Origin of the sequence: Thalassospira marina (assembly GCF_002844375.1) — a bacterium.
Lineage (GTDB): Bacteria > Pseudomonadota > Alphaproteobacteria > Rhodospirillales > Thalassospiraceae > Thalassospira > Thalassospira marina.
Window position 1 is genome coordinate 873,457 of the sequence record NZ_CP024199.1, and the last position, 21,866, is coordinate 895,322.

The following is a 21,866-nucleotide window of genomic DNA, read 5'->3' on the forward strand; positions in this document are numbered from 1 at the left end:
GAAAACACGCGTGCCAAAGGTTGCTGACCGGGTATGTCAGGAGGCAGCGGGAATGACAGCGAGGGAGAGTTTGTGGCGCGATAGAGCGGTCTCAGGTTAACCTTGCGAACGAATATTCGGGTAATGCCGTGGCCCCATTTCGGCAATCGCGCAGTAAAAAGCCCGGCAAACATACATCGCCGGGCTTTGTGCTATTTGGTGCCGTGTCGAGCGTGGCGCTGATCAGATTTCTTCAACGCCGCGTGCGATTTCGGAAAGCGCCTGTTCAAATACCTCGGGCGGATGGCCGCCGGAAATGGCGTATTTGCCATTGACCACATAGGTCGGAACCGACGTGATACCGGCACTTTTAAACTCTTCTTCCTCGGCGCGGACTTCGCTGGTGAATTTGTCGCTGGCAAGGATATCGGCGGCTTCTTCGGGGGACAGGCCCACTTCCTCGCAGCAGCGTTTCAGTACACCATGGTCACCGGGATTTTCCGCTTCCTGGAAATAGGCCGCAAACAGTGCCAGTTTCAGTTCGGTCTGTTTGCCCTTTTTACCCGCCCAATACAGCAGACGGTGGGCATCAAAAGTATTGTAAATCCGGCTGTCCGAGCTGAAACGGATTTCAAAACCGGCATTTTCACCCATGGTCTGGATGCGGGCACGGTTTTCAGCGCTTTGATCCGGGGTCAGGCCGTATTTTTCATGGATATGTTCACCCAGTTCCTGTCCTTCCGGCCCCATATCGGGGTTCAGTTCAAACGGGTGCCAGCGCAGTTTGGCCTCGATCTGGCCATCCAGATTTGCTAGCGCCTGTTCCAGATGTTTATAGCCGATAATGCACCAGGGGCAGACGACGTCTGAAACAATGTCGATCTGCATTTTGGTCGGATTGGTCATGCCGGGACCTTCTTTAATGAAACAATATGCCCCAGACATAAGCCCTTGCACGGGGAACGCAACCGTTCTTGTGCCCGGCAGCCAACTTTGCACCCGGTTTGGTGCAAATCGCTGCCCGTTCGCCTGCTGTTCAGCCCGGTAGCACCATTTATAAACGCCGGGCAGGCTGCATGTTATGCAGTGCTGATTAAGGGCAAAGAGCTTTAGCCTGCCGAATGCGCATTCGCACATACCCCATGGCAACCGGATCAAACAGGTGGGCAGGTGGCAGGCATCAGGCAGGCGCAAGGCGTGATGGTCAGTCAATTTCCAGACGGGCGTGACGTACCTGATCAATCAGGTATTCGGCATAGGTTTCAATCGTCGGGCAGGACCATTCTGCACGCGTTTTAATGCCATTGCGCATCCAGTAGCCATGCCATCTGTCATCGGTATCACGACAGATGGTGTATTCGGCAAATCGGTCGGCGGCGCGCCAGCAATGCTTGCCGTCGCGGTGCCAGGTCAGCCCGCCCAGAAAAATAAGATCGTCTGATATGGAAGCAATGCGATCCATCTGGCTGATTCCTTAAGTACCGGAGAAAGTTTATATACGCACGGATAGCAACGCCATGTTGAGGTGAGAATAATTCTGCACCTTTAAGTGTATGTAACAATATAGTGCTACCGCACTGGGCCGCACAATCATGCAGGGGGACAGGTTTGCTACTCTAAAGGCGGAGAAAAGGCGGAATTTGCCGTTTTTCCGCGATAGACGGTAACGAGGTTGCGCCCCGCGTGGTTTTGCGGCAATTTGCCAGACCGTCCCGGCGTTACTGGCCGGGGATTTCCCGTTTTTGACCGGCGTTTTACGCCGCATTCTATGCAGATTTGGAACCAATATGTCTGACAAGCGCGTCTATTTATATGACAGTACCTTGCGCGATGGGCAACAGACCCAGGGCGTTGATTTTTCAGCCGCGGACAAAACCGCGATTGCAAAGGCACTGGACGAGCTGTCGATTGACTATATTGAAGGTGGCTGGCCCGGGGCAAACCCGACCGATGATGCGTTTTTCGCCAATCCCCCCAAATTGAAAAATTCCCGCCTGACCGCCTTTGGCATGACGCGGCGTGCGGGGCGTTCGGCATCGAATGATCCGGGTTTGACCACGCTGATCCAGAATGCGCCGGTGGTGTGCATGGTGGGCAAAAGCTGGGACTTTCAGGTGACCGAGGCGCTGGGCATCGAACTTGAAGAAAATCTGGCGATGATTTCGGAATCGGTTGCACATGTAAAACAGCATAGCGACGAAGTCCTGTTTGATGCCGAGCATTTCTTTGATGGCTACAAGGCCAACCGGGATTATGCCCTTGCAGCCATTCAGGCAGCCTACGATGCCGGGGCGCGCTGGGTTGTGTTGTGCGATACCAATGGCGGCACCCTGCCTGACGAGATTTTTGACATTGTCAGCGATGTTTGCGCACGCATTCCCGGTGGCAATGTGGGCATTCACTGCCATAACGATACCGAAAATGCGGTGGCAAATTCGCTGGCGGCGGTGCGTGCCGGGGCGCGGCAAATTCAGGGCACCCTTAATGGTTTGGGCGAACGTTGCGGTAACGCCAACCTGATTTCCATCATCCCGACCCTGATGCTGAAAATGGGTTATGATGTGGGTATCAGCGAACATCAACTCACGCAGCTGCGCCGTATTTCGCATATCCTTGATGAACGCCTGAACCGCGAACCCATCCGCCAGGCGGCCTATGTGGGGGATTCCGCCTTTGCCCATAAGGGCGGTTTGCATGTGTCGGCAGTTGAAAAAAACCCGACCTGCTATGAACATGTTGAACCGGAAAAGGTTGGCAATCAGCGCCATATTCTGGTTTCCGACCAGGCGGGGCGTTCCAATATCCTCGCACGTTTCCGCGAAATCGGTGTCGAGGTTGATCCGAAATCCGAAGCCGTTGGCAAGCTGGTGGAACTGGTCAAACAGCGCGAATTTGATGGCTACGCCTATGATGGTGCCGAAGCCAGCTTTGAGCTTCTGGCACGTAAGGCCATGGGGCAGCTTGAACGTTATTTCCGGGTAACATCCTTTCGCGTGATCGACGAACGCCGCTGGGTTGACGAGCAGGATGAACAGGTCATCACCATGTCCGAGGCGACCGTGAAGGTCGTGGTCGGCGATGAACAGTTTATGTCGGTTGCCGAAGGGAACGGCCCGGTTAACGCCCTTGACGCGGCGCTGCGTAAAGTGCTGCTAACCGTACCAGAATATCGCGAGGTCATCGCCCCGATCGAACTGATAGATTATAAGGTCCGCATCATAACCCGTGGTGATGGCACCCGTGCGGTAACCCGCGTCATGATCGAAAGCCGTGATGCCGAAGGCAACAGCTGGTCCACCGTTGGCGTTTCAACCAACATCATCGAAGCGTCCTATAACGCACTGCGCGATTCCTTAACCTACAAACTGTTCAAGGCCGGGATTCGTAGTCAGCATTCGTGATGTTGGTTAGGGATACTGGTTCTGATGGTTTGCAATAAATGATATCTGTCCGCCTGTTTCGGGTCCGGTAATGCTGGTGCTGGCACTGGCGGACAGGAAATGTTAAATCAGCCGGCAAATTTGGGTGCGGTTGCTGTCTTGCATGGCAATTATTTTGCCATTTGGCGCTGCAGGTGCCGCATTTATGGATGACAAAACAGGAGAAGTCAGGGGATGAACGATACCCCAACTGCCGCCCGCCCCGAGACAGCGGGTGTGGTTAATCCGCCGGTGGTTATTCTGATTGAACCGCAGCTTGGCGAAAATATTGGCAAGGCGGCGCGGGCCATGCTCAATTGCGGGCTGGTGGAAATGCGTCTGGTGCGCCCGCGGGATGGCTGGCCGAATGAAAAGGCCGTTGCCAATGCATCTGGTGCGGATATCGTTATTGAAAATACCCGTATCTTTGAACGTGAAGAAGATGCGCTGGCGGACCTGAACCGCATTTACGTCACCACAGCGCGGACCCGCGATGCGGTAAAGCCGGTTTTTACCCCGCGTGGCCTTGGCCCGGAAATGCGTGCCAATATCGGCCATGGTGAAAAGATCGGGGTTATTTTCGGCCCGGAACGTACCGGTGTGCGTAACGAGCATATCGCCATGGCTGATGCCGTGGTGACGGTGCCGCTTAATCCTGGTTTTACCTCGCTTAATCTGGCGCAGGCGGTTTTGCTGATCGGGTATGAATGGTGGCAGGCCGGTGTTGATGTGCCTGATTACCAGATGATGCTAAACGATTCGTTCCCCGCCACCCGTGATGAGATCGAACGGATGTTTGTGCATCTGGAAGATGAGCTTGATGAATCGGGTTTCTTCCGCGTGGCCGAAAAACGCCCGGCGATGATGCGCAATATCCGTAACATTTTTAACCGCGTGGGCATGACCCATCAGGAAGTGCAAACCATCCGCGGGATGGTTGCCGCCATGCGCGGGGCCAAACACAAACCGAAATCTGACGACTGATTTCGGCATGGCCCAATCCGTATGGGCGCCCGTTTGTGGGCAGCAAGATAGCTGAAATGCCAAAACCCCCGGGAATTGCCGGGGGTTTTGTTTTGTGTGTTTAGGGCGGGGGCTGCATTTGGTTGAAAAACACGGCTGACGTTGCCGCCTCAACCTCAGCCTTTGCCCCTCCATTTATTCTGGCGGGTTAATGCGGCCACCCGAAAGGAAACGTGCCTCGTCAGTTGGGCATCAGGACGGTATCGACAACATGGATCACGCCATTCGACTGCATGACATTGGCCGTGGTGACTTTTGACCAGTTGCCTTTTTCATCAACGATATAAAGGGCACCGTCTTTCATTTCGGCGGTAATGGTGCCGCCTTCAACGGTGGTCATTTCATACATGCCGCCCATCATCATGGCTTTTTGCATCAGGTCTTTGGCGGTGAGTGTGCCCGGAACCACGTGATAGGTCAGGATTTTGGTCAGGGTCGGTTTGTTTTCCGGCTTTAACAGGCTGTCAACGGTGCCTGCGGGAAGTTTGTCAAAGGCTGCGTTGGTTGGGGCAAATACCGTGAACGGGCCGGGGCCAGACAAGGTATCAACCAGGCCCGCAGCCTTGACCGCGGCAACCAGCGTTGTGTGGTCTTTGGAATTGACGGCATTTTCAATAATGTTTTTTGACGGATACATAGGCGCACCACCCACCATCACCACGTGATTTTCCGGGGTCATGGCGGTGTTGGCTTTCATCATGTCATCTTTGTTTGCATGCATGTCAGACGAACATGCGCCAAGGGTTAGGGCCATGGTCGCAGTTGCGATAACCATCAAGGAACGGATTTTCATAATACGCGTCGTCCTGTGCTCGTTCGTTCGCGGCTTGGCTTTTTTTATCCTGCGTGTTTCGCCGCGTAACTTCGTTATTGTCAAAACGGGTCCCAAGAGCTGATCCGGTTTTGAACACGCATGGTCCCTATGCTTACGCAGTCTATGCGCTGCTGGATCGCATTTTTCTTAAAAAGCCAGATATTCGATGATGTTGGTGGCAGGGACGGGGGCTGGATGGGAGCTGGATGGGGACAGGATGGGAACGGGTTGGCAAAGAATCTTCAAAAGCCGCCGGTTTTCTGCGGTTTTGGTTTGACTCGCGGGGATTCATCTCTATATTGCGCCTCACTTCCGAGAAAGCGGGTCGTGGCAAAAGTCTGCGGCCCCGTTCTGTATTGTATTTGATGCAGAAACTATCGGGACAACAAAGCACTTTAAAAAAGCGAGTTTAAAATGTCGAAACGTATTGCTGCCAAGCATAAAATTGACCGCCGCCTTGGTGTAAACCTTTGGGGCCGTTCCAAATCGCCGCTGAACAAGCGCGAATATGCACCGGGCATGCACGGCGCGACCCGCCGTAAAAAACCGACCGATTATGGTACCCAGCTTTTCGCCAAACAGCAGCTCAAGGGCTACTATGGCAACATCTCCGAAAAGCAGTTCCTGCGTTACTACAAAGAAGCATCGCGTCGCCCGGGTGACACCTCGGAAACCCTGGTTGGTATCCTGGAAACCCGTCTGGACGCCGTTGTTTACCGTATGAAATTCGTCCCGACCGTTTTCGCATCGCGTCAGTTCGTTAACCACGGCCACATCCTCGTGAACGGCAAGAAGGTCACCATTCCTTCTTACCTCGTCAAAGAAGGTGATGTTGTCGAAGTTAAATCTGCTTCGCGCGAAGTTCCGATGGTTCTCGAAGCTGCTAACCTGGCAGAACGTGATATCCCCGAATATCTCGACGTTGACGCGAAGGCCTTCAAAGGCACCTTCGTTCGCGTCCCGAAATTCTCGGAAATCCCGTACCCGGTTCAGATGCAGCCGAACCTGGTCGTCGAATTCTATTCGCGTTAATCTGCCCCGCAGATTTCGCCGAATTCGAACAGAAACGCCCGCTGGCTTCAGCGGGCGTTTTCTTTTGCGCGCGAGGTGGAGAAGAGGGCGCTGACCTGGGGCTGTAGCGTCGCGTTCCGATGAACGGTGCCGTTTATCGCCAATCAGGCAGCATCAAAGCCATGGCATGAGTGCAGCGGTGATAGAATGCAAAGGCATTTGCCAGAACGCCGATAGTGCGGCAGGATAAGCCGCAAACGAGGACGACCTCGCCCGTTTTGGGATAAAGCGTTCGGGACGACCCGGCAAAAGCAGGAGGTCGCCGCCATGCGCACGACACTGGATCGTATCCGCCACGCTGTTTCATTTGAAATTATCGGTTTGCTGATTGTCATCCCCCTGGGCGGATGGGTGTTTGATTTTGGCATGAATGAGATTGGCGTGGTCGCCATTGTCAGTGCCACCATCGCCATGCTGTGGAACTATGTGTTCAACCTGGTGTTTGACCACATCACGCGCGCCCTTTGCGGCCATACCGGCAAATCGCTGGTTCTGCGCGTGTTTCATGCCATCGCCTTTGAGGCCGGTTTGCTAACGGTGCTGATGCCCTTTATTGCCTGGTATCTTGACGTCAGCCTGTGGCGGGCCTTTACGATGGATGTGTCGTTTTCGGCCTTCTATCTGGTTTTCGCCTTTGCCTTTAACTGGGCCTATGACGTGATCTTTCCCATACCCGCAAACCGCCCGAAAGATAGTTATGCGTCGTAAAAGCAAAGGGCGTTAAGGCATAAAAAAACACGTCAGGGCGGACCCTGACGTGTTTTCAATGTGATATGCCGGAAAATCAGGCAGCAGCGGCAACACCCTTGTCGCGCATATGCTGGCCGAGTTCGCCCGAGGCAAACATTTCACGAACGATATCGCAGCCGCCAACAAATTCACCTTTGACGTAAAGCTGCGGAATGGTCGGCCAGTTCGAAAAATCCTTGATGCCCTGACGGATGGCCGGGTCAACCAGAACATTGACGTCCTTGAAGGGAACACCAAGTTCGGCCAGAACCTGAACCACGGCAGCGGAAAAACCGCACTGCGGGAACATGGACGTGCCTTTCATGAACAGGACAACGTCGTTTTCGTCGATATCCTTCTGGATGCGGTCAAAAACCGGATTTTCGGACATAGCGGGTATCCTTGACTGTAAGAAGCGCGATAGGGCTTGCTACCGCTGATATGAATGAAGCTGGCCGAAGATATGGCGCTCTGCGGCGTTTATGTCAACTGTTGGCGCGCGATAACCGGGCGGTACGCAGGTTATCCCATGTAAAAAGCGCCAGTCCGCACCAGACAAAAATATAAGTGATCAGGTGGGCTTGCGTAAAGGGCTCGCCAAACAGCAGCACCGCGACGAAAAGCTGCATGGTCGGATTCACATATTGCATCAGGCCCAGTGCGCCAAATTTCATGTTGCGCGCGGCAAAGGCAAACATCACCAGCGGGAAGGTCGTCATCGCGCCAAGGCCGATCAGAAGGGCATCATGGCCAGTGCCGGTATGGAGGAACGCCATCTCGCCTTTGCTGTCCAGCCAGCCCAGATAAATCAGGGCAAGGGGCAGCAATGTCAGGCATTCCACAAACAGGCCGGCAATCGGGTCTGCCGGGATCAGTTTGCGCAACAGGCCATAAAACCCGAACAGAAACGCCAGGCTAAGGGCGATCCAGGGCAGGGTGCCAAAAAATACCAGCAGGTTCAAAACCCCGGCAGTCACAATAACAACCGATATGATCTGGGTGCGGTTAAGCTGCTCGTTTAAAAAGATGCGGCCCAAGATCAGCATGATCAGCGGCATGATGTAATAGCCAAGGCTGGCTTCAAGCGCATGACCATGATTGACCGACCAGATATAGATCAGCCAGTTGCCGGCGATCAGCAGGCTTGTGATAAACAAAAGACCCATGGTCCGCGCAGAGCGCAAAAGGTCCATCAATGCCTTTTTGCGACCCAGCGCAAAAATCAGGATCAGCGTCAAAAGAGCTGACCACAGCACCCGGTGGCTTAGGATTTCCATGGCATCGGCAAAGCCGACCGCGTGGAAATAGGCCCCGGCGATCCCCCAGGTGACGAAAGCACACAATCCGGCCAGTGGACCAGCCCCGATCAGGGCAGGTTTGTTTGAACGCGACATATCAGATGAACCAGGGTCAGTTATTGGGGCATAATCTGGCCCCGGAAACCGGATGCACCCCTGTTTGGGGCAGGGCGCATCGGGTGGGATTTCCGAAAAGGGTCGTGCGGGCGGTGCGTGTTATTCGGGAACAGATGTCTGCAGGGCAAGGGCGTGCAGTTCGTCGCCCATTTTGCCTTTCAGTGCGGCATAGACCATCTGGTGCTGGATCACGCGGGTTTTGCCGCGAAATGCTTCGGACACAACCATTGCAGCATAATGATCACCGTCGCCGCGCAAATCCTCGATTCGCACCTGCGCATCGGGAAGGGCTTCCTTGATCATGGTTTCAATTTCGTGTGCTGCCATCGCCATGTGTATCATCCTTTGTAAAACAGGTCCTGTGGCCCGTGCGGGTGGGCGGACCTGTTAAAAACTCACTCTTTATTCTGGTATATGTTGCGCCACGGGGGCTGTCAATCAAGGTGCGTAACATGGCGCGGATGGCAGGTAAATCATGGTTTGGGAACGGGGTGATGTTGTCGGCTTTGTCCCTGTGATAACGCCATAAAGCGCGATTACGTTGAAATTTCCGGCAAATTGGGCTATTGCCAGTTCCGGCTATGCGACAGCCTGCCGTTCGCACCCGCAAGGGATGGTGAATGCCGCAATCAGATATCTTTCGGTTCCGCGTCGGACCGGCAATGCGAACACCCGGCCTCCTTGATGGAGACGATGATGCGTATGAATAACCCGATTGATCAAAATGCCGATGCCCCGGCCAATGGCGCACCCAAAAACTTTACCAGCGATAGCGCCGATGCCCTGAAGGCACAGGCCAAACGTCTGCGCGCAGCCCTTGCCAGCCGTGATGTCAGCGTTTCCCACGCTGGCAGCCTGGAACTGATGGCGCAATGCTATGGTTTTCGGGACTGGAACACCGCCCTTGCAATGACCCGTCGCAATGCAGCAAGCATTAGTGTTGCTGATTTGGGCATCGGAAAACGGTTTGCCGGGTCCTATCTTGGCCATGCCGTGACCGGAAAAATTCTGGGCCTGACAGGCACGCCGGTTGGCGGTGTTTACCGCATCGAGGTGCATTTGGATCACCCGGTGGATGTGGTGGCATCAAAGCATTTCAGCGGCTATCGCCAGCGGATCGCCTCGCGGATCAACAAGGATTGTGAACCGGTTCTGGCATCGGGCCAGCGTGGGCCGGGCCTTTCGGTTGATCTGCTGTTATAGGTTGGGGCCGGTTTTTGACGCTGTTGTTGGCTGATATTTCCGACCATACCCTCCGGCTGCTGCCCAGGGCAGCCGGGGCCTATATTCTGGCAATTGCCGCGCGCCAGCCAGTTATCCTGACCCAACGGCAATTTGCCCATCAATGCCTGGTGCCGGGCATGTATTTTTATTGCGGCAGTGCGCGGGGGCCAGGCGGCATTGCCGCGCGGGTTAAACGCCATTGTGCCACCAGCAAAAAGCCCCACTGGCATGTCGATGCCTTAACCACCCTTCCCACCGGCCAGGTTGCCGCCTGCCTTGCCATCGAAGGCGGGGATGAATGCCGTTTACGCGCCCATCTATGCGATGATTTTGGGTTAATCGCCCCCATTGCCGGCTTTGGCAGCTCGGACTGCCAGGATTGCCCGGCGCATTTGCTGGCGGTTGCTGGGGGCGAAGGCGCAGCATTGGCTATGTTAAAGGCATTGCAGGCGAGTTTGGATCAAACCCTGTCTGGTCGTCAGGGGCTGCCGGTTTGATGAAGTGCTGGCAGATCAGGTTTGCGGCTGTGCTGATCACGTTTGAGGGCGGCAGGTGGTTGCTGCGGGCCAGAATGATGGATTCTATCGCGCTGCTATCGCAAATTTCGCGGGCAAGTACCGGGTTGCCATCATAGGAAACATCGCCCGGTGGCCTGGTATAGGCGATGCCAACCCCGTCATCGGCGGCGGCAAGGCTGCGCATGACCTCCAGCGCGCGGACCCGGTGAATGACCTTCGGATTATGCCCCTGCATGCGAAACAGGTTTAACATGTGGCGAATGGAAAGGCCTTCTTCAAACAGGATCAGGGGGTGTGTGGCAAGGTCCGCCAGATGAAGGCGGGGTAATGTTGCCAGCGGGTTTTGCGGGGCGATGAAAGCATGGGGTGACACCGCCCTGAGGGCGGTTTTATCAAAGCTGGAATCAAGGCCAAGATCATAGGTAATGGCCAGATCAATCTGGCCTTCGCGCATATCGCGGGCCAGGCTTTCAAAATCCTGGATGCGCCAGCGCAGGGCAACATCGGGCAGATGGGCGCGCAAGGATTGCAGCACAGGGGCAAGGCAGGTTGGTGCCAGATCATCAAAGCAGCCAAGTGTCAGCGTGCCATTGATGATGCGGGCAAGGGCGGCGGGGTCTTCGAGGCGTTGTGCCTGTGCCAGCAGCTTTTCGGCCTCGCTGATATAGTTTTGGGCGAAGGCCGTTAGGGTGATGGGGCTGCCCTTGCGGCGGATAAACAGTTTCTGGCCCAGTTTTTCCTCGACCAGATTTAGGGCTACCGACAGGGCCGGTTGCGACACATGCAGGTTTTGTGCGGCCTGTGCCAGGCTTCCGGCATGGGCAACAGCGACCACATATTCGATCTGACGCAGGGTTAAATATAACATCAGATTAATTCTAACTTTATTATCTATTATTGGAAGCTATTAGTGGAATGCGGCAGGCTGGGGAGGTTGCCACAAGGAGATTTGTTATGGTCCATCCCCTTTTGACCCCTGCCGATATTGAAACCTACCAGCGCGACGGTGTTGTGCTGGTGCGTGGCCTGTTTGCAGATTATTTGCCGCAACTGGCTGATGGCATTGAAGCCAATATGCGCGATCCCGGCCCCTATGGGGCAGAAAACCTGAAGGCGGGCGAAGCGGGCCGGTTTTTTGATGATTACTGCAACTGGCAGCGTATTGATGAATTTGAACAGGTTATTCGCCATTCCCCGGTGGCAGCGGTGGCGGCAGACCTGATGGGCGCGCAGCAGGTGCAGCTTTTCCATGACCATGTTCTGGTCAAGGAACCGGGTACATCCAAACCCACACCCTGGCATCAGGATAGCCCCTATTATTTTGTCGAGGGGGAACAGACCATCAGTTTCTGGTCACCGCTGGACCCGGTGCGCGAGGCGACATTGCGCTGTGTGGCCGGGTCGCACAAATGGCCGCGCGCGGTGTTGCCGACACGCTGGTTATCGGAAGAAAGTTTTTACCCCGATGAAGACACCTATATGCCCGTGCCAGACCCGGATGCCGAGGGCATGGATATTCGCGAGTGGCATATGGAGCCGGGGGATGCCGTGGCGTTTGATTTTCGCATTCTGCATGGGGCGCGCGGCAATCTGACACAAAACCGCCGCCGCGCCTTTTCACTGCGACTGGTGGGGGATGATGCCCGCTATGTTGAACGGCCGGGCCGCACATCCCCCCCGTTTCCGGGCCATGACATGCAGGCAGGGCAAAAATTGCGCGAAGACTGGTTTCCGGTGGTTTTTGAACGTTAAGAGATACCGCCATCGCGGATGCGAAAAAGGCGGGCCAGTGATGATCTGGTCCGCCTTTGATATATATAAAACCTGAAATCTACTTTGCCGTTTTGGCAGGGCAGGTTAACCGCCCGTCATGCTCATATGCCGGGAAACAGCGGGTTTCTGGCCCTTGCGGTCGATAATGAAATCATGGCCCTTGGGTTTAAGCAGCATGGCACGATCAAGCGCAGCATCAAGTGCGGCCGGGTCATTTTCGCGAAGGATTTCGCGCAGGTCGATATGGTCTTCCTGACCCAGGCACATATAAAGCGTGCCGGTGCAGGTAATGCGCACGCGGTTGCAGCCTTCGCAGAAATTATGGGTTAGCGGCGTGATAAAGCCCAGGCGCCCGCCGGTTTCCGCCACGGAAACATAACGTGCCGGGCCCGGCGTGACATGGTTGCTGGGGATCAGCGTCCAGTCTTTTTCAAGGCGTTCACGCACCACGGTCAGCGGCAGGTAATGATCGGTGCGATCCCCATCAATATCGCCCAGCGGCATGGTTTCGATCAGGCAAAGATCAAAACCTTCCTGCCCGCACCACGCCAGCATGCGCGAAAATTCGTCTTCATTCTGTCCGCGCAGGGCAACAGCATTGATTTTAATGCCAATGCCGGCTTCCTTTGCGGCCTGAAGACCGGTCAGCACCTGTTCCAGGCGGCCGCGACGGGTGATTTCGGCAAATTTCTGATGGTCCAGCGTATCGAGCGAGATATTGAGGCGTTTGACCCCCGCGCGTGCCAGATCATCGGCATAGGTGGCAAGCTGGCTGCCATTTGTCGTCAGGGTCAGTTCTTCAAGAGCACCGGATTTAAGATGGCGGGAAAGATCGCGGATCAGATCCATAATACCACGGCGCACCAGCGGTTCCCCGCCTGTCAGGCGCAGTTTGCGCACGCCGCGCGCAATAAAGGCGCTGCAAAGCTGATCGAGTTCCTCAAGCGTCAGGACCTGCGACTTTGGCAGAAAAGTCATGTTTTCGGCCATGCAATAGGTGCAGCGGAAATCACACCGGTCCGTTACGGATACCCGTAAATAGGAGACATGGCGGCCATATTTGTCGATCAGCGGTTTGTGCACGGTTTCCCTGCCTGAATTTTTCTAAGTTCCGGATTCCCCACACCCGTTTGAAAACAGATAGTGCATGGATAGGGCCGCGGGCAAGGCCCGCTTCCTCACTTTTTGCTGAACAGGGCGATATTCACGCCCGCAAATGCCTGTTGCGATCATGGCAACGGGCATTGATGGCGTATCAGGCCTGGTCTTCTTCCTGCCAGGTGGCGGCTTCGCGGTTATGCAGGGCGGCAATGTCGCGGTCCAGATTGGCCATGACATTGCGCAGCACGCTGACTTTGTCGTGGTCAATTTCAGCGGCCAGCAGGGCTGAACGCTCCGGGCTTGCCAGAATGGCGCGCACATCGCGAAACAGGGCGCGGATCAGTTTGATGAAATGGTCTTCGGTGAATTCCCACGTCGCACCATTGCGGTGCATATTGTCATTCACAAGCTGGATGAACCAGTTTTTGCGTTTGGCATAATCGGAAAAATGCATTGCCATCCGCACGAAAACCATCGTGATCTGTTTGGAAACCAGCGGGTTTTCTGCCAGATGGTCCCAGTAATCGGTGGCATCGCGCATTTCGTCTTCTTCATCGGCATGGGCTTCGACGATGCTGCGGATTTCGGCATCGATCTGCTCGATGGTGTCGGCCCCGACCATCATGCGAATGGCATGGAAAAACGGCTGCAGCATATCGCGCGACAATGCACCATGTTCAAGGTCACCTGCTTCACGCCCTTCAAGAAGGTGGGCAAAACGGCTGACCATCAAACGGCCAAACGGATCGTTGCGGATAGAAGGCGTGCGCCGTGTGTTGGCGGCCGAAACCTCGGTTTTAAGTGCGTTCCAGGCTTCATCAAACAGGTTTGGCTGCCCCTTGAGCGATGCCAGAGATTTATTGATTTCATCCACGCTGATGGCATTGCCGTTGCTGCGCGCCCGATCGGCAAGACCCACGGCAAAACGTTCCAGCACGGTCCAGGCGGCATCATGATGGCGTTTTTTAAAGCTGTCCGGGGCAAGGGGCGTTTCGGTTTTTGTCATTATCCTGTCCGCATTTGTTCGGGGTCATCAGAACGCAACTGAATTATTCGGGGCTGCCCGTTTTCGGGCGGGGCGGGCCCGGCCGATAGGGCGCCGGTGGGGCAATCTTATTCGTAACCCATTGCCGGTTCGACAATTTCCAAAACGACATGCCGGGTGCGAATGATCTGGCGGCCAACTTCCTCGAAATTGACGGCAAGGCTGTCGCCATTCACGGCCTGGATGCGGCCCAAACCCCAGTCGGGCTGGTTGGGATGGCGAACAATGGTGCCGGGTGTCAGTAGAAAATCCATGTAAACCGCGTTCTTTTTATGTGTCGCCGTTATGCGCCTGCACCGGCATCCTTTGTGGCGTGTCAGGCAGGCTGCGCTAACAGGGCTGATCTGTTGGTAACTGCTGGCATAAATCTATCATTGCAACGCAGTCGTGACAAAGAAGGAAAACAGGGCATGATGGTTTTTCGCGCCCCGTGCCATGCGTTTTTGCCTGTCCATTTAAATAAGGTTTTAATACCTGTTTTGCACATTAGGGCGATGGATTCCCGCGTATCCGTGTGGGATACGCTTTGTTTTTATGTGGGGATGCGGCTTCGGGGGAAGCCGCACCATCAGAATCTGGAGCACAGTGCATGCAGCAGGACAGGCAGCTAGAGCTTATCCTGATAGAACTTATCAGCTCGCGAATTTGCCATGATCTGGTTGGGCCGGTCGGCGCCGTAAATGCGGGGGCCGAACTGATGGACGAGGCAGGCGGCACCGATGACGAGGCGCTGGCCCTGATGCGCAGAAGTGGGCAGGAGGCACAGCGCCGCCTGCAGCTTTTCCGTCTGGCTTATGGGCGCGCGGGCAATAGTGTGGACGCCGCAACCATGCGCAAAACCGTGACCCAGGCCTATGAGGCCGACGGCAAGGTGACGCTGGAATGGGATAGCGATACCGGCATTGATGCGACAACGGCGCGTGTTGTCCTGAATATGATCATGATGGCGCGCGAGGCTTTGCCATTTGGCGGGGAAATTTCGGTGCAATGCGACTCCGGGGCGAAAATACGGGTGATTGCCCGTGGAAAACGCGCTGCAATACGTCCGGAGATTGAAAATGTGCTTTCGGGGCCGGTCGACCCGGAGGACCTTGATCCACGTAACATTCAGGGCTTTTTTGCCCGGAACCTAGCCGAAAGACTAGGGAAGCATCTACAGGTGGAAGCCGAAGAAAATTCTGTCACTTTGATCTATGTTTAAAAAAATTGACGTGCCAGTATAGTAAAACCGTATGCTAGGCTCTACCTACATGGTAGCTCTCGTGTAAGACGGGAATTCGAATTGATTGGGCTATTTGATGCGGTTGACGTCCCGGGTCCGGTGATGGTCTGATTGCCGGCATTGTGGAGGGGGTATATGGACGATCTTTTAAGTGAATTTCTGACCGAAACTTCGGAAAGTCTTTCGACGCTTGACGTCGAGCTTGTGAAGCTTGAGCAGAACCCGAATGACCCGGATATTCTGTCGAATATCTTCCGTCTGGTTCACACCATCAAGGGCACATGCGGCTTTTTGGGGTTGCCGCGTCTTGAAGCTGTTGCCCACGCCGGCGAGAACGTCCTGGGCAAGATTCGTGATGGCGAACTGATCGTTACCCCGGATGCCGTAACACTGGTTCTTGAATCCATCGACACCATCAAATACCTGCTGGGCGAGCTTGAAACCAACGAGACCGAGCCCGACGGAAATGATGCCGATCTGATTTCGCGCCTCAACCATTTTGCCGATACCGGAACACTTCCTGCCGGAAGCGGTGGTGCGCCCAAGGCCCAGGCCAGCGCGCCCGCACCCGAGCCGGAACCGGAAGTTTCGTTCGAGCCGGAACCCGAGCCCGAGCCGGAACCCGAGCCCGCACCTTCGGCCCCTGCTGCTGCGGCAACGCCGCCTGCAGCCCCGAAATCGCAGGCCGTTCAGGCCGCTGCCCCGGCACATGATGCCGGTGCCAAGCATGACGCCCATGTGCGCAATGAAACCAAGGAAAGCTCCGTCGCGGCCCAGACCATCCGCGTTAACGTTGAATTGCTTGAAAACCTGATGACACTGGTTTCCGAACTGGTGCTGACCCGTAACCAGCTTCTGCAGATGGTACGTGGCAAGGATGACAGCGAATTTACCGTTCCGCTTCAGCGTCTGTCGCACATCACCACCGACCTTCAGGAAGGTGTGATGAAGACCCGTATGCAGCCGATTGGCAATGCATGGGCGAAGCTGCCGCGTATTGTTCGCGACCTTGCCCTTGAAATGGGCAAAAAGATCGATCTGCAAATGATCGGTGCCGATACCGAACTTGACCGTCAGGTTCTTGAACTGATCAAGGACCCGCTGACCCACATGGTCCGTAACTCTGCCGACCATGGCCTTGAAGACATTCAGGGTCGTCGCGATGCAGGCAAGCCGGAAACCGGTACGGTCACGCTGAACGCCTATCATGAAGGCGGTCACATCATCATTGAAATTTCCGATGATGGTCGCGGCCTTAATGTTGAACGTATCAAGTCCAAGGCGCTGACCAATGGTCTGGTGACCGAAGGCGAACTGGAAAACATGTCGGATCAGCAGATCCACCAGTTCATCTTCAAGCCGGGCTTCTCGACGGCTGAAAAGGTAACGTCGGTTTCCGGTCGTGGCGTGGGCATGGACGTTGTCCGTACCAACATCGAAAAAATCGGCGGTACGGTCGAACTGAAATCGGTTGAAGGCCGCGGGTCGACCTTCATCATCAAAATTCCGCTGACCCTGGCGATTGTTTCGGCCCTGATCGTTGAAAGCGGCGGTGAGCGTTTTGCCATCCCGCAGATCAGCGTTCTGGAACTTGTTCGTGCATCGAGCAATTCCGAACATTCGATCGAACGCATTCACGATACCCCGGTCCTGCGCCTGCGTAACCGCCTGCTGCCGCTTGTCACGCTCAAGAAAATACTGGGCCTTGATGAAGCCGCCGAAGGCGATGTTGATGAAGAAGCCTTCATCGTTGTTGCCCAGGTCGGTACCTACAGCTTTGGTATCATCGTTGACCGCGTCTTTGACACCGAGGAAATCGTGGTCAAGCCGGTGGCGCCGATCCTGCGTGATCTGTCGCTGTTCTCGGGCAATACCATCCTGGGTGATGGCAGCGTGATCATGATCCTTGATCCGAATGGCATTGCGACCCGTACAGGTGAAATCACCGTTGGCGGCCAGCAGGGTGTCGAATCCAAGGCCAAATCGGAAAGCTCGGATCGCGAAACCACGTCGATGCTGGTCTTCCGTGCTGGCGGGAATGAAGTTCGCGCCGTGCCGCTGGCCCTGGTGGCCCGACTGGAAGAAATCGATGTTGAAAGCATCGAATATTCAAACGGTCGTCCGCTGGTGCAGTATCGTGGCAAGCTGATGCCGCTGGTCTTTATTGACGGTGCCTATCAGATGAAGGGCGAAGGCCGCCAGCCGACCCTGGTGTTCCAGGATCGTGAACGGACCATGGGCCTGGTTGTCGATGAAATCGTCGATATCGTTGATGACGTCCTTAATGTTGAACTGACAGCCGACCGCGATGGTCTGGTCGGTTCGGCCGTGATCGACGGCAAGGCAACCGATCTGATTGATGCAGGCTACTATCTTGAACTGGCCTTTAGCGACTGGTTTGGCAAGGAAGAAGGCGGCAGCGAGAAGAAGAAGGTTCTGCTTGTTGATGACAGCCCGTTCTTCCGTAACCTGCTGACCCCGATGCTGTCGGTTTCCGGTTTCAAGGTGACGTCAGTTGAAAGTGCCGAACAGGCGATCGAGCTGAAAAACAATGGTGCCGTGTTTGACGCCATTATCAGCGACATCGAAATGCCGGGCATGAACGGGTTTGAATTCGCCGAAAGCCTGCAGAATGACGAGAGCTGGGGTGAAGTTCCGATTATCGCCCTGTCGTCTCATACCAGCGAAGAGGATTTCGAGCGGGGACGCCGTGCCGGATTTAGCGACTATGTCGCGAAGTTTGACCGTGATGCCCTGGTATCGACCCTGATCCAGACGCTGGCCGCTGTCTAAGTCGAAGGTAAAGTATCATGAGTGACAAAAACGCACTTGTCCCCAGTTCCGATCGCCACACGGCCCTTGATCTGGGGGGATCAACCAAGGATTTCGTGACGGCGACAATCGGCAAACAGATGTTTGGCATCCCGGTTTTGACCGTGCAGGACGTGCTTGGCCCGCAGCGCATCACGCGTATTCCGCTTGCTCCGCCAGAAGTGGCAGGCTCGCTGAACCTGCGGGGACGTATTGTGACCGCAATTGACGTGCGCAAGCGCCTTGGCCTGCGCAACAAGGAAGTTGAAGATCCCGGAATGAGCATCGTGGTTGACCAGGGTGGCGAGCTATACAGCCTCATGGTCGATCAGGTCGGTGAAGTTCTTAGCGTTCCGCAGAATGCATTTGAACGGAACCCGGCTACTCTTGATCCGCGCTGGCGGGAATTTTCCGACGGGATTTTCCGTCTTGAAAAGAACCTGCTGGTTATTCTTGATGTGACCCGGCTGCTTGATTTTGCAGGGTCAGTAAAGCAGGCAGGCTGATGTCTGTCTGTTAACGATGTTCCGGGCGCGCCCGGCGCCCGGATATTGCCGGTCGTGGCTTAACAAGTGAAATTGCGAGAAGGAAATCGATGAAGAGTTGTCTCGTCGTCGATGATTCAAAAGTCATCAGAATGGTGGCACGCCGTATCCTTGAGGAATTGGGATTCGAGGTTGTCGAAGCCGAAGACGGTATGGAAGCACTTGAAAAGTGCCTGTCCGACATGCCTGACGCGGTGCTGCTTGATTGGAACATGCCGGTTAAAAGCGGCATCGAGTTCCTCCGGGATCTGCGTGCAGCACCGGGGGGGGATGAACCCGTTGTAGTATTCTGCACCACGGAAAACGACCTGGAGCATATTCAGGAAGCCATCACCGCCGGGGCAAATGAATACATCATGAAGCCCTTTGATAGCGAGATCATCCAGGCCAAATTTGAACAGGTTGGCCTGATCTGATCCTTGTGGCCGCGACATCGCTTTGGGCGTTGCGGCCTTTTGACCAAGCGGGAACATCGTGCCTGTGGAACAAAACCACATCGATCCACCATACAAAGTCCTGATCGTTGATGATTCGGCAATTGTACGCGGGCTTGTCGCGCGTATGTTGCAGGATGATTCGGATATCGAGGTAGTCGGCGCAGTTGCCAACGGGGAAGATGCCCTGGGGGTGATGCACGAAGGTGGCATTGAAACGGTTGTTCTCGACATCGAAATGCCCGTGATGGACGGCCTGACGGCCCTGCCGAAAATTCTGGAAATTGACCCGACGGTTCGCGTGATCATGGCATCGACCCTGACCAAGCGAAACGCCGATATCAGTTTCAAGGCCATGACGCTGGGCGCGGTGGATTACATTCCCAAGCCATCTTCGGCCAAGGATATCAATGTCGGGTCAGGTTTCCGAACCGAACTGATCGACAAGGTCAAGGCATGGTCTGAACAGCGTCGCAAGATGCTGGAACAGTCCCAGGAATTTGACGATGGCGATTTCGACGATGATGCCGATATCGATGCCGTCGCCGGTGATGAACATTCCCCTGGTGATGCCGGATCTAACAGTGATGGTTCCGGCCATGGTGGTGGTTTAGCCGCCGGGGCGGGCGATGTATCCGGTGCGACGCACGATGCTACCCATCATGTTGGTGGTGCTGGCGAAGGGGCCGATGGTCAGGGCGACCATGTTGAACATGGCGATCATGACGGCGCAAAGCCGTTTCGAGCCGAAATGTCGCTTGAACATCAGGTTTTGCAAAAGCCTGGCCGTATTCAGCGCAAACGTTTTACCGCCGAATTACGCCCGCGCCCGATGCAACAGCCCATGCGCCCGCAAATGCGGCCAATGCCGATGGCGCCCGCGCGCGAGCATGATGACCATGGCCCGGCTCGTGAAGGCGCCCATACCAAAACCGATGCCAGCCCGGCACCGCGTGATCCCGGCCGGTTGATAGAAGATGCCGCCGTTGCCGCGAAAAAGGCAGGCATGACCAGCCCGGCAAACCATGCAACGGCCCCGGCCAGTGTTGCCAAGCCCCTTATGCCCGGTAAACCGGCGCAAAGCCGCCCGGCAGGTGTCGCCGGTGGTGTTGCCGCCCGGCCCGCCGAGGCCGCACCGGCCCGACCCGCCACCGGCCTGACCCGCGAGGCACCGGCGCGCCGCCCGGCACCGCAAAATGCCCGTACCGCCGATGCGAAGGCCAAACGCGCAGCCGCCGCAGGCAATGCCCCGGCACCGGCCCGGCGTGGCCGTGTTCAGGGCCAGATCAGCCTGGTACCGGAAAAGCATGTTAATGTTGAAGCTATCGCCATTGGCAGCTCAACAGGGGGGCCGCAAGCCCTGTTTGAAGTTTTGCGCGGGTTGGTTGGCGTTCGACAGCCGATTTTTATTACCCAGCACATGCCCGCAACCTTTACGACCATTCTGGCCGAACATATTACCCGTTTGACCGGGCTTAAATGCGGCGAAGGCGTAAATGGCGAACCGGTTCAGCCCGGCAGGGTTTATTTGGCCCCCGGCGATTACCACATGGTGGTAGAGGGGCGCGGCAATAACCGCAAAATCGCGCTGAACCAGAATGCACCGGAAAATTTCTGCCGGCCGTCGGTGGACCCGATGCTGCGCAGTCTGGTCGATAGCTATGGCGGGAATATGCTGACAATCATCCTGACCGGAATGGGGCAGGATGGTATGCTGGGTGGTCGCAATGTTGTTGCGGCAGGTGGCATGGTGGTGGCCCAGGACGAAGCTACCAGTGTGGTATGGGGCATGCCCGGTGCTGCTGCCCAGGCGGGAATTTGTACGGCGATACTGCCAATAGGGGGCATTGCCCCTTACGTGAAAAAATTTGCCGGAGGTCGTTAACACAAGATGTTGAAGCCGGAAGACTTTGATTTCGTTAGCAAATTGATCAAATCCCGCTCGGGCCTGGTCCTGACGCAGGATAAGTTCTATTTGCTCGAAAGCCGGCTCATGCCGATTGCGCGCAAGCGCGGTCTCAAGGACCTTGGCGAGTTGATCGGGGCGTTGCGCGGCATGGACCGCACGCTGATTGAAGATGTGGTCGAAGCCATGACCACCAATGAATCCTTCTTCTTTCGAGATACCAAACCGTTTGACCAGTTCCGTCATGTGGTATTGCCCCACATGATCAAGGCCCGGGCCAGCAAGCGTCACCTGCGCATCTGGTGTGCGGCGGCTTCATCCGGGCAGGAACCCTATTCGCTGGCAATGATCCTGCAGGATTTCGCCAGCCAGCTCGCCGGTTGGCGCATTGACATCATCGGCACCGACATTTCGCGCGAAATCCTGAACAAGGCGCGCGCCGGGCTGTATTCGCAGTTCGAAGTCCAGCGTGGTCTGCCCATTACGCTTCTGGTCAAACATTTCCAGAAGGCCGATGACATGTGGCAGATTTCGGCTGATTTGCGCTCCAAGGTGCAATATCGCGAATATAACCTGCTTGAGGATCTAAAGCCGCTGGGCCAGTTCGATGTGGTCTATTGCCGTAACGTCCTGATCTATTTTGACCAGCCGACCAAAACCGATGTGCTTTCGCGCATTGCCGCACAGATGCCCGATGATGGCTTTTTGTTCCTGGGTGGTGCGGAAACGGTTTTGGGCATTTCCGATAAATTCAAACCGCTGGCGCGCCAGCGCGGCATTTATCAGCTTAACCGCCCCGGCGCGCCCGATGTTGACGTTAGCGAACTTGAAAAAGTA

The 21,866-nt window shown here is 55.6% G+C and carries 22 protein-coding genes and 1 pseudogene; 13 read left to right on the top strand and 10 right to left on the bottom strand.

The features are described 5' to 3' along the window. Positions 1-222: 222 nt before the first annotated feature. Together CSC3H3_RS03860 and CSC3H3_RS03865 are read right to left on the bottom strand one after the other, a co-directional pair. Positions 223-885, bottom strand: a complete 663-nt coding sequence (locus tag CSC3H3_RS03860; protein ID WP_101283845.1) for a DsbA family oxidoreductase — start codon at positions 883-885, stop codon at positions 223-225. A gap of 298 nt (positions 886-1,183) precedes the next feature. Further along, positions 1,184-1,441 carry a hypothetical protein gene (locus CSC3H3_RS03865; RefSeq protein WP_101263869.1) on the bottom strand — a complete coding sequence of 86 codons (258 nt, stop codon included), beginning with the start codon at positions 1,439-1,441 and terminating at the stop codon, positions 1,184-1,186. Between the two features lie 325 nt (positions 1,442-1,766). Here CSC3H3_RS03865 and cimA point away from each other — a divergent pair, with 325 nt between their 5' ends. Further along, positions 1,767-3,380 carry a citramalate synthase gene (gene cimA / locus CSC3H3_RS03870; RefSeq protein WP_101283847.1) on the top strand — a complete coding sequence of 538 codons (1,614 nt, stop codon included), beginning with the start codon at positions 1,767-1,769 and terminating at the stop codon, positions 3,378-3,380. Between the two features lie 213 nt (positions 3,381-3,593). After that, complete coding sequence (locus tag CSC3H3_RS03875) at positions 3,594-4,382, top strand: RNA methyltransferase (RefSeq protein WP_101263871.1); 789 nt, start codon at positions 3,594-3,596, stop codon at positions 4,380-4,382. Positions 4,383-4,602: 220 nt separating this feature from the next. Here the strand turns inward: CSC3H3_RS03875 and CSC3H3_RS03880 are convergent, their stop codons facing one another. Beyond that, positions 4,603-5,214, bottom strand: coding sequence for a fasciclin domain-containing protein (locus tag CSC3H3_RS03880; RefSeq protein WP_101263872.1), 612 nt, complete (start codon positions 5,212-5,214; stop codon positions 4,603-4,605). A 435-nt stretch (positions 5,215-5,649) separates the two neighbouring features. On the opposite strand from CSC3H3_RS03880, the gene rpsD reads away from it, so the two are divergent. After that, a complete protein-coding gene (gene rpsD, locus CSC3H3_RS03885; RefSeq protein ID WP_101263873.1) occupies positions 5,650-6,267 on the top strand; it encodes a 30S ribosomal protein S4 in 618 nt (205 codons plus the stop codon). Positions 6,268-6,573: 306 nt separating this feature from the next. Continuing rightward, positions 6,574-7,014 carry a PACE efflux transporter gene (locus tag CSC3H3_RS03890; protein WP_101283849.1) on the top strand — a complete coding sequence of 147 codons (441 nt, stop codon included), beginning with the start codon at positions 6,574-6,576 and terminating at the stop codon, positions 7,012-7,014. A 76-nt stretch (positions 7,015-7,090) separates the two neighbouring features. On the opposite strand, the gene grxD is transcribed toward CSC3H3_RS03890, so the two are convergent. From grxD to CSC3H3_RS03905, 3 genes are all read right to left on the bottom strand, one after another. Beyond that, the gene (gene grxD, locus CSC3H3_RS03895; RefSeq protein WP_101263875.1) at positions 7,091-7,426 is read right to left on the bottom strand and encodes a Grx4 family monothiol glutaredoxin; all 336 of its coding nucleotides are present in this window, start codon (positions 7,424-7,426) and stop codon (positions 7,091-7,093) included. Positions 7,427-7,520: 94 nt separating this feature from the next. After that, a complete protein-coding gene (gene rarD / locus CSC3H3_RS03900) occupies positions 7,521-8,429 on the bottom strand; it encodes an EamA family transporter RarD (protein WP_101283851.1) in 909 nt (302 codons plus the stop codon). Positions 8,430-8,549: 120 nt separating this feature from the next. Next, positions 8,550-8,783 carry a BolA family protein gene (locus CSC3H3_RS03905; RefSeq protein ID WP_101263877.1) on the bottom strand — a complete coding sequence of 78 codons (234 nt, stop codon included), beginning with the start codon at positions 8,781-8,783 and terminating at the stop codon, positions 8,550-8,552. Positions 8,784-9,143: 360 nt separating this feature from the next. Here CSC3H3_RS03905 and CSC3H3_RS03910 point away from each other — a divergent pair, with 360 nt between their 5' ends. Both CSC3H3_RS03910 and CSC3H3_RS03915 read left to right on the top strand, forming a co-directional pair. After that, positions 9,144-9,653 (top strand): glyoxalase superfamily protein, encoded by a 510-nt coding sequence (locus CSC3H3_RS03910; protein WP_245881262.1) that lies wholly within the window; start codon positions 9,144-9,146, stop codon positions 9,651-9,653. A gap of 14 nt (positions 9,654-9,667) precedes the next feature. Beyond that, complete coding sequence (locus CSC3H3_RS03915; RefSeq protein ID WP_101283853.1) at positions 9,668-10,171, top strand: GIY-YIG nuclease family protein; 504 nt, start codon at positions 9,668-9,670, stop codon at positions 10,169-10,171. On the opposite strand, the gene CSC3H3_RS03920 is transcribed toward CSC3H3_RS03915, so the two are convergent. Then, complete coding sequence (locus CSC3H3_RS03920; RefSeq protein WP_101283855.1) at positions 10,104-11,060, bottom strand: LysR family transcriptional regulator; 957 nt, start codon at positions 11,058-11,060, stop codon at positions 10,104-10,106. The two genes, CSC3H3_RS03915 and CSC3H3_RS03920, sit on opposite strands and share 68 nt — an antisense overlap. 86 nt (positions 11,061-11,146) lie before the next feature. On the opposite strand from CSC3H3_RS03920, the gene CSC3H3_RS03925 reads away from it, so the two are divergent. Beyond that, positions 11,147-11,944: a phytanoyl-CoA dioxygenase family protein gene (locus tag CSC3H3_RS03925; protein ID WP_101283857.1), complete on the top strand. Its 798-nt coding sequence runs from the start codon at positions 11,147-11,149 to the stop codon at positions 11,942-11,944. 105 nt (positions 11,945-12,049) lie between these two features. Here the strand turns inward: CSC3H3_RS03925 and moaA are convergent, their stop codons facing one another. The 3 genes from moaA to CSC3H3_RS03940 all read right to left on the bottom strand — a co-directional run bounded on the left by moaA (position 12,050) and on the right by CSC3H3_RS03940 (position 14,365). Further along, a complete protein-coding gene (moaA, locus tag CSC3H3_RS03930) occupies positions 12,050-13,048 on the bottom strand; it encodes a GTP 3',8-cyclase MoaA (protein ID WP_101263881.1) in 999 nt (332 codons plus the stop codon). 172 nt (positions 13,049-13,220) lie between these two features. Beyond that, positions 13,221-14,072, bottom strand: coding sequence for a hypothetical protein (locus tag CSC3H3_RS03935; protein ID WP_101283859.1), 852 nt, complete (start codon positions 14,070-14,072; stop codon positions 13,221-13,223). Positions 14,073-14,179: 107 nt separating this feature from the next. Continuing rightward, positions 14,180-14,365, bottom strand: coding sequence for a DUF3553 domain-containing protein (locus CSC3H3_RS03940; protein ID WP_101263883.1), 186 nt, complete (start codon positions 14,363-14,365; stop codon positions 14,180-14,182). Between the two features lie 335 nt (positions 14,366-14,700). On the opposite strand from CSC3H3_RS03940, the gene CSC3H3_RS03945 reads away from it, so the two are divergent. The 6 genes and pseudogenes from CSC3H3_RS03945 to CSC3H3_RS24960 form a co-directional block, all read left to right on the top strand. Further along, a complete protein-coding gene (locus CSC3H3_RS03945) occupies positions 14,701-15,312 on the top strand; it encodes a histidine phosphotransferase family protein (RefSeq protein ID WP_101263884.1) in 612 nt (203 codons plus the stop codon). A 156-nt stretch (positions 15,313-15,468) separates the two neighbouring features. After that, positions 15,469-18,126 carry a hybrid sensor histidine kinase/response regulator gene (locus CSC3H3_RS03950; protein WP_101263885.1) on the top strand — a complete coding sequence of 886 codons (2,658 nt, stop codon included), beginning with the start codon at positions 15,469-15,471 and terminating at the stop codon, positions 18,124-18,126. A gap of 17 nt (positions 18,127-18,143) precedes the next feature. Further along, on the top strand, positions 18,144-18,650 hold the full coding sequence (locus CSC3H3_RS03955) for a chemotaxis protein CheW (RefSeq protein ID WP_101263886.1): 507 nt from the start codon (positions 18,144-18,146) through the stop codon (positions 18,648-18,650). A gap of 89 nt (positions 18,651-18,739) precedes the next feature. Next, positions 18,740-19,105, top strand: coding sequence for a response regulator (locus CSC3H3_RS03960; protein WP_073953532.1), 366 nt, complete (start codon positions 18,740-18,742; stop codon positions 19,103-19,105). A gap of 64 nt (positions 19,106-19,169) precedes the next feature. Continuing rightward, positions 19,170-21,008, top strand: a complete 1,839-nt coding sequence (locus CSC3H3_RS03965; protein ID WP_101283861.1) for a chemotaxis protein CheB — start codon at positions 19,170-19,172, stop codon at positions 21,006-21,008. Between the two features lie 9 nt (positions 21,009-21,017). Beyond that, positions 21,018-21,827 (top strand): annotated as a pseudogene (locus tag CSC3H3_RS24960) (CheR family methyltransferase); the annotation flags it as partial. Positions 21,828-21,866 lie beyond the last annotated feature (39 nt).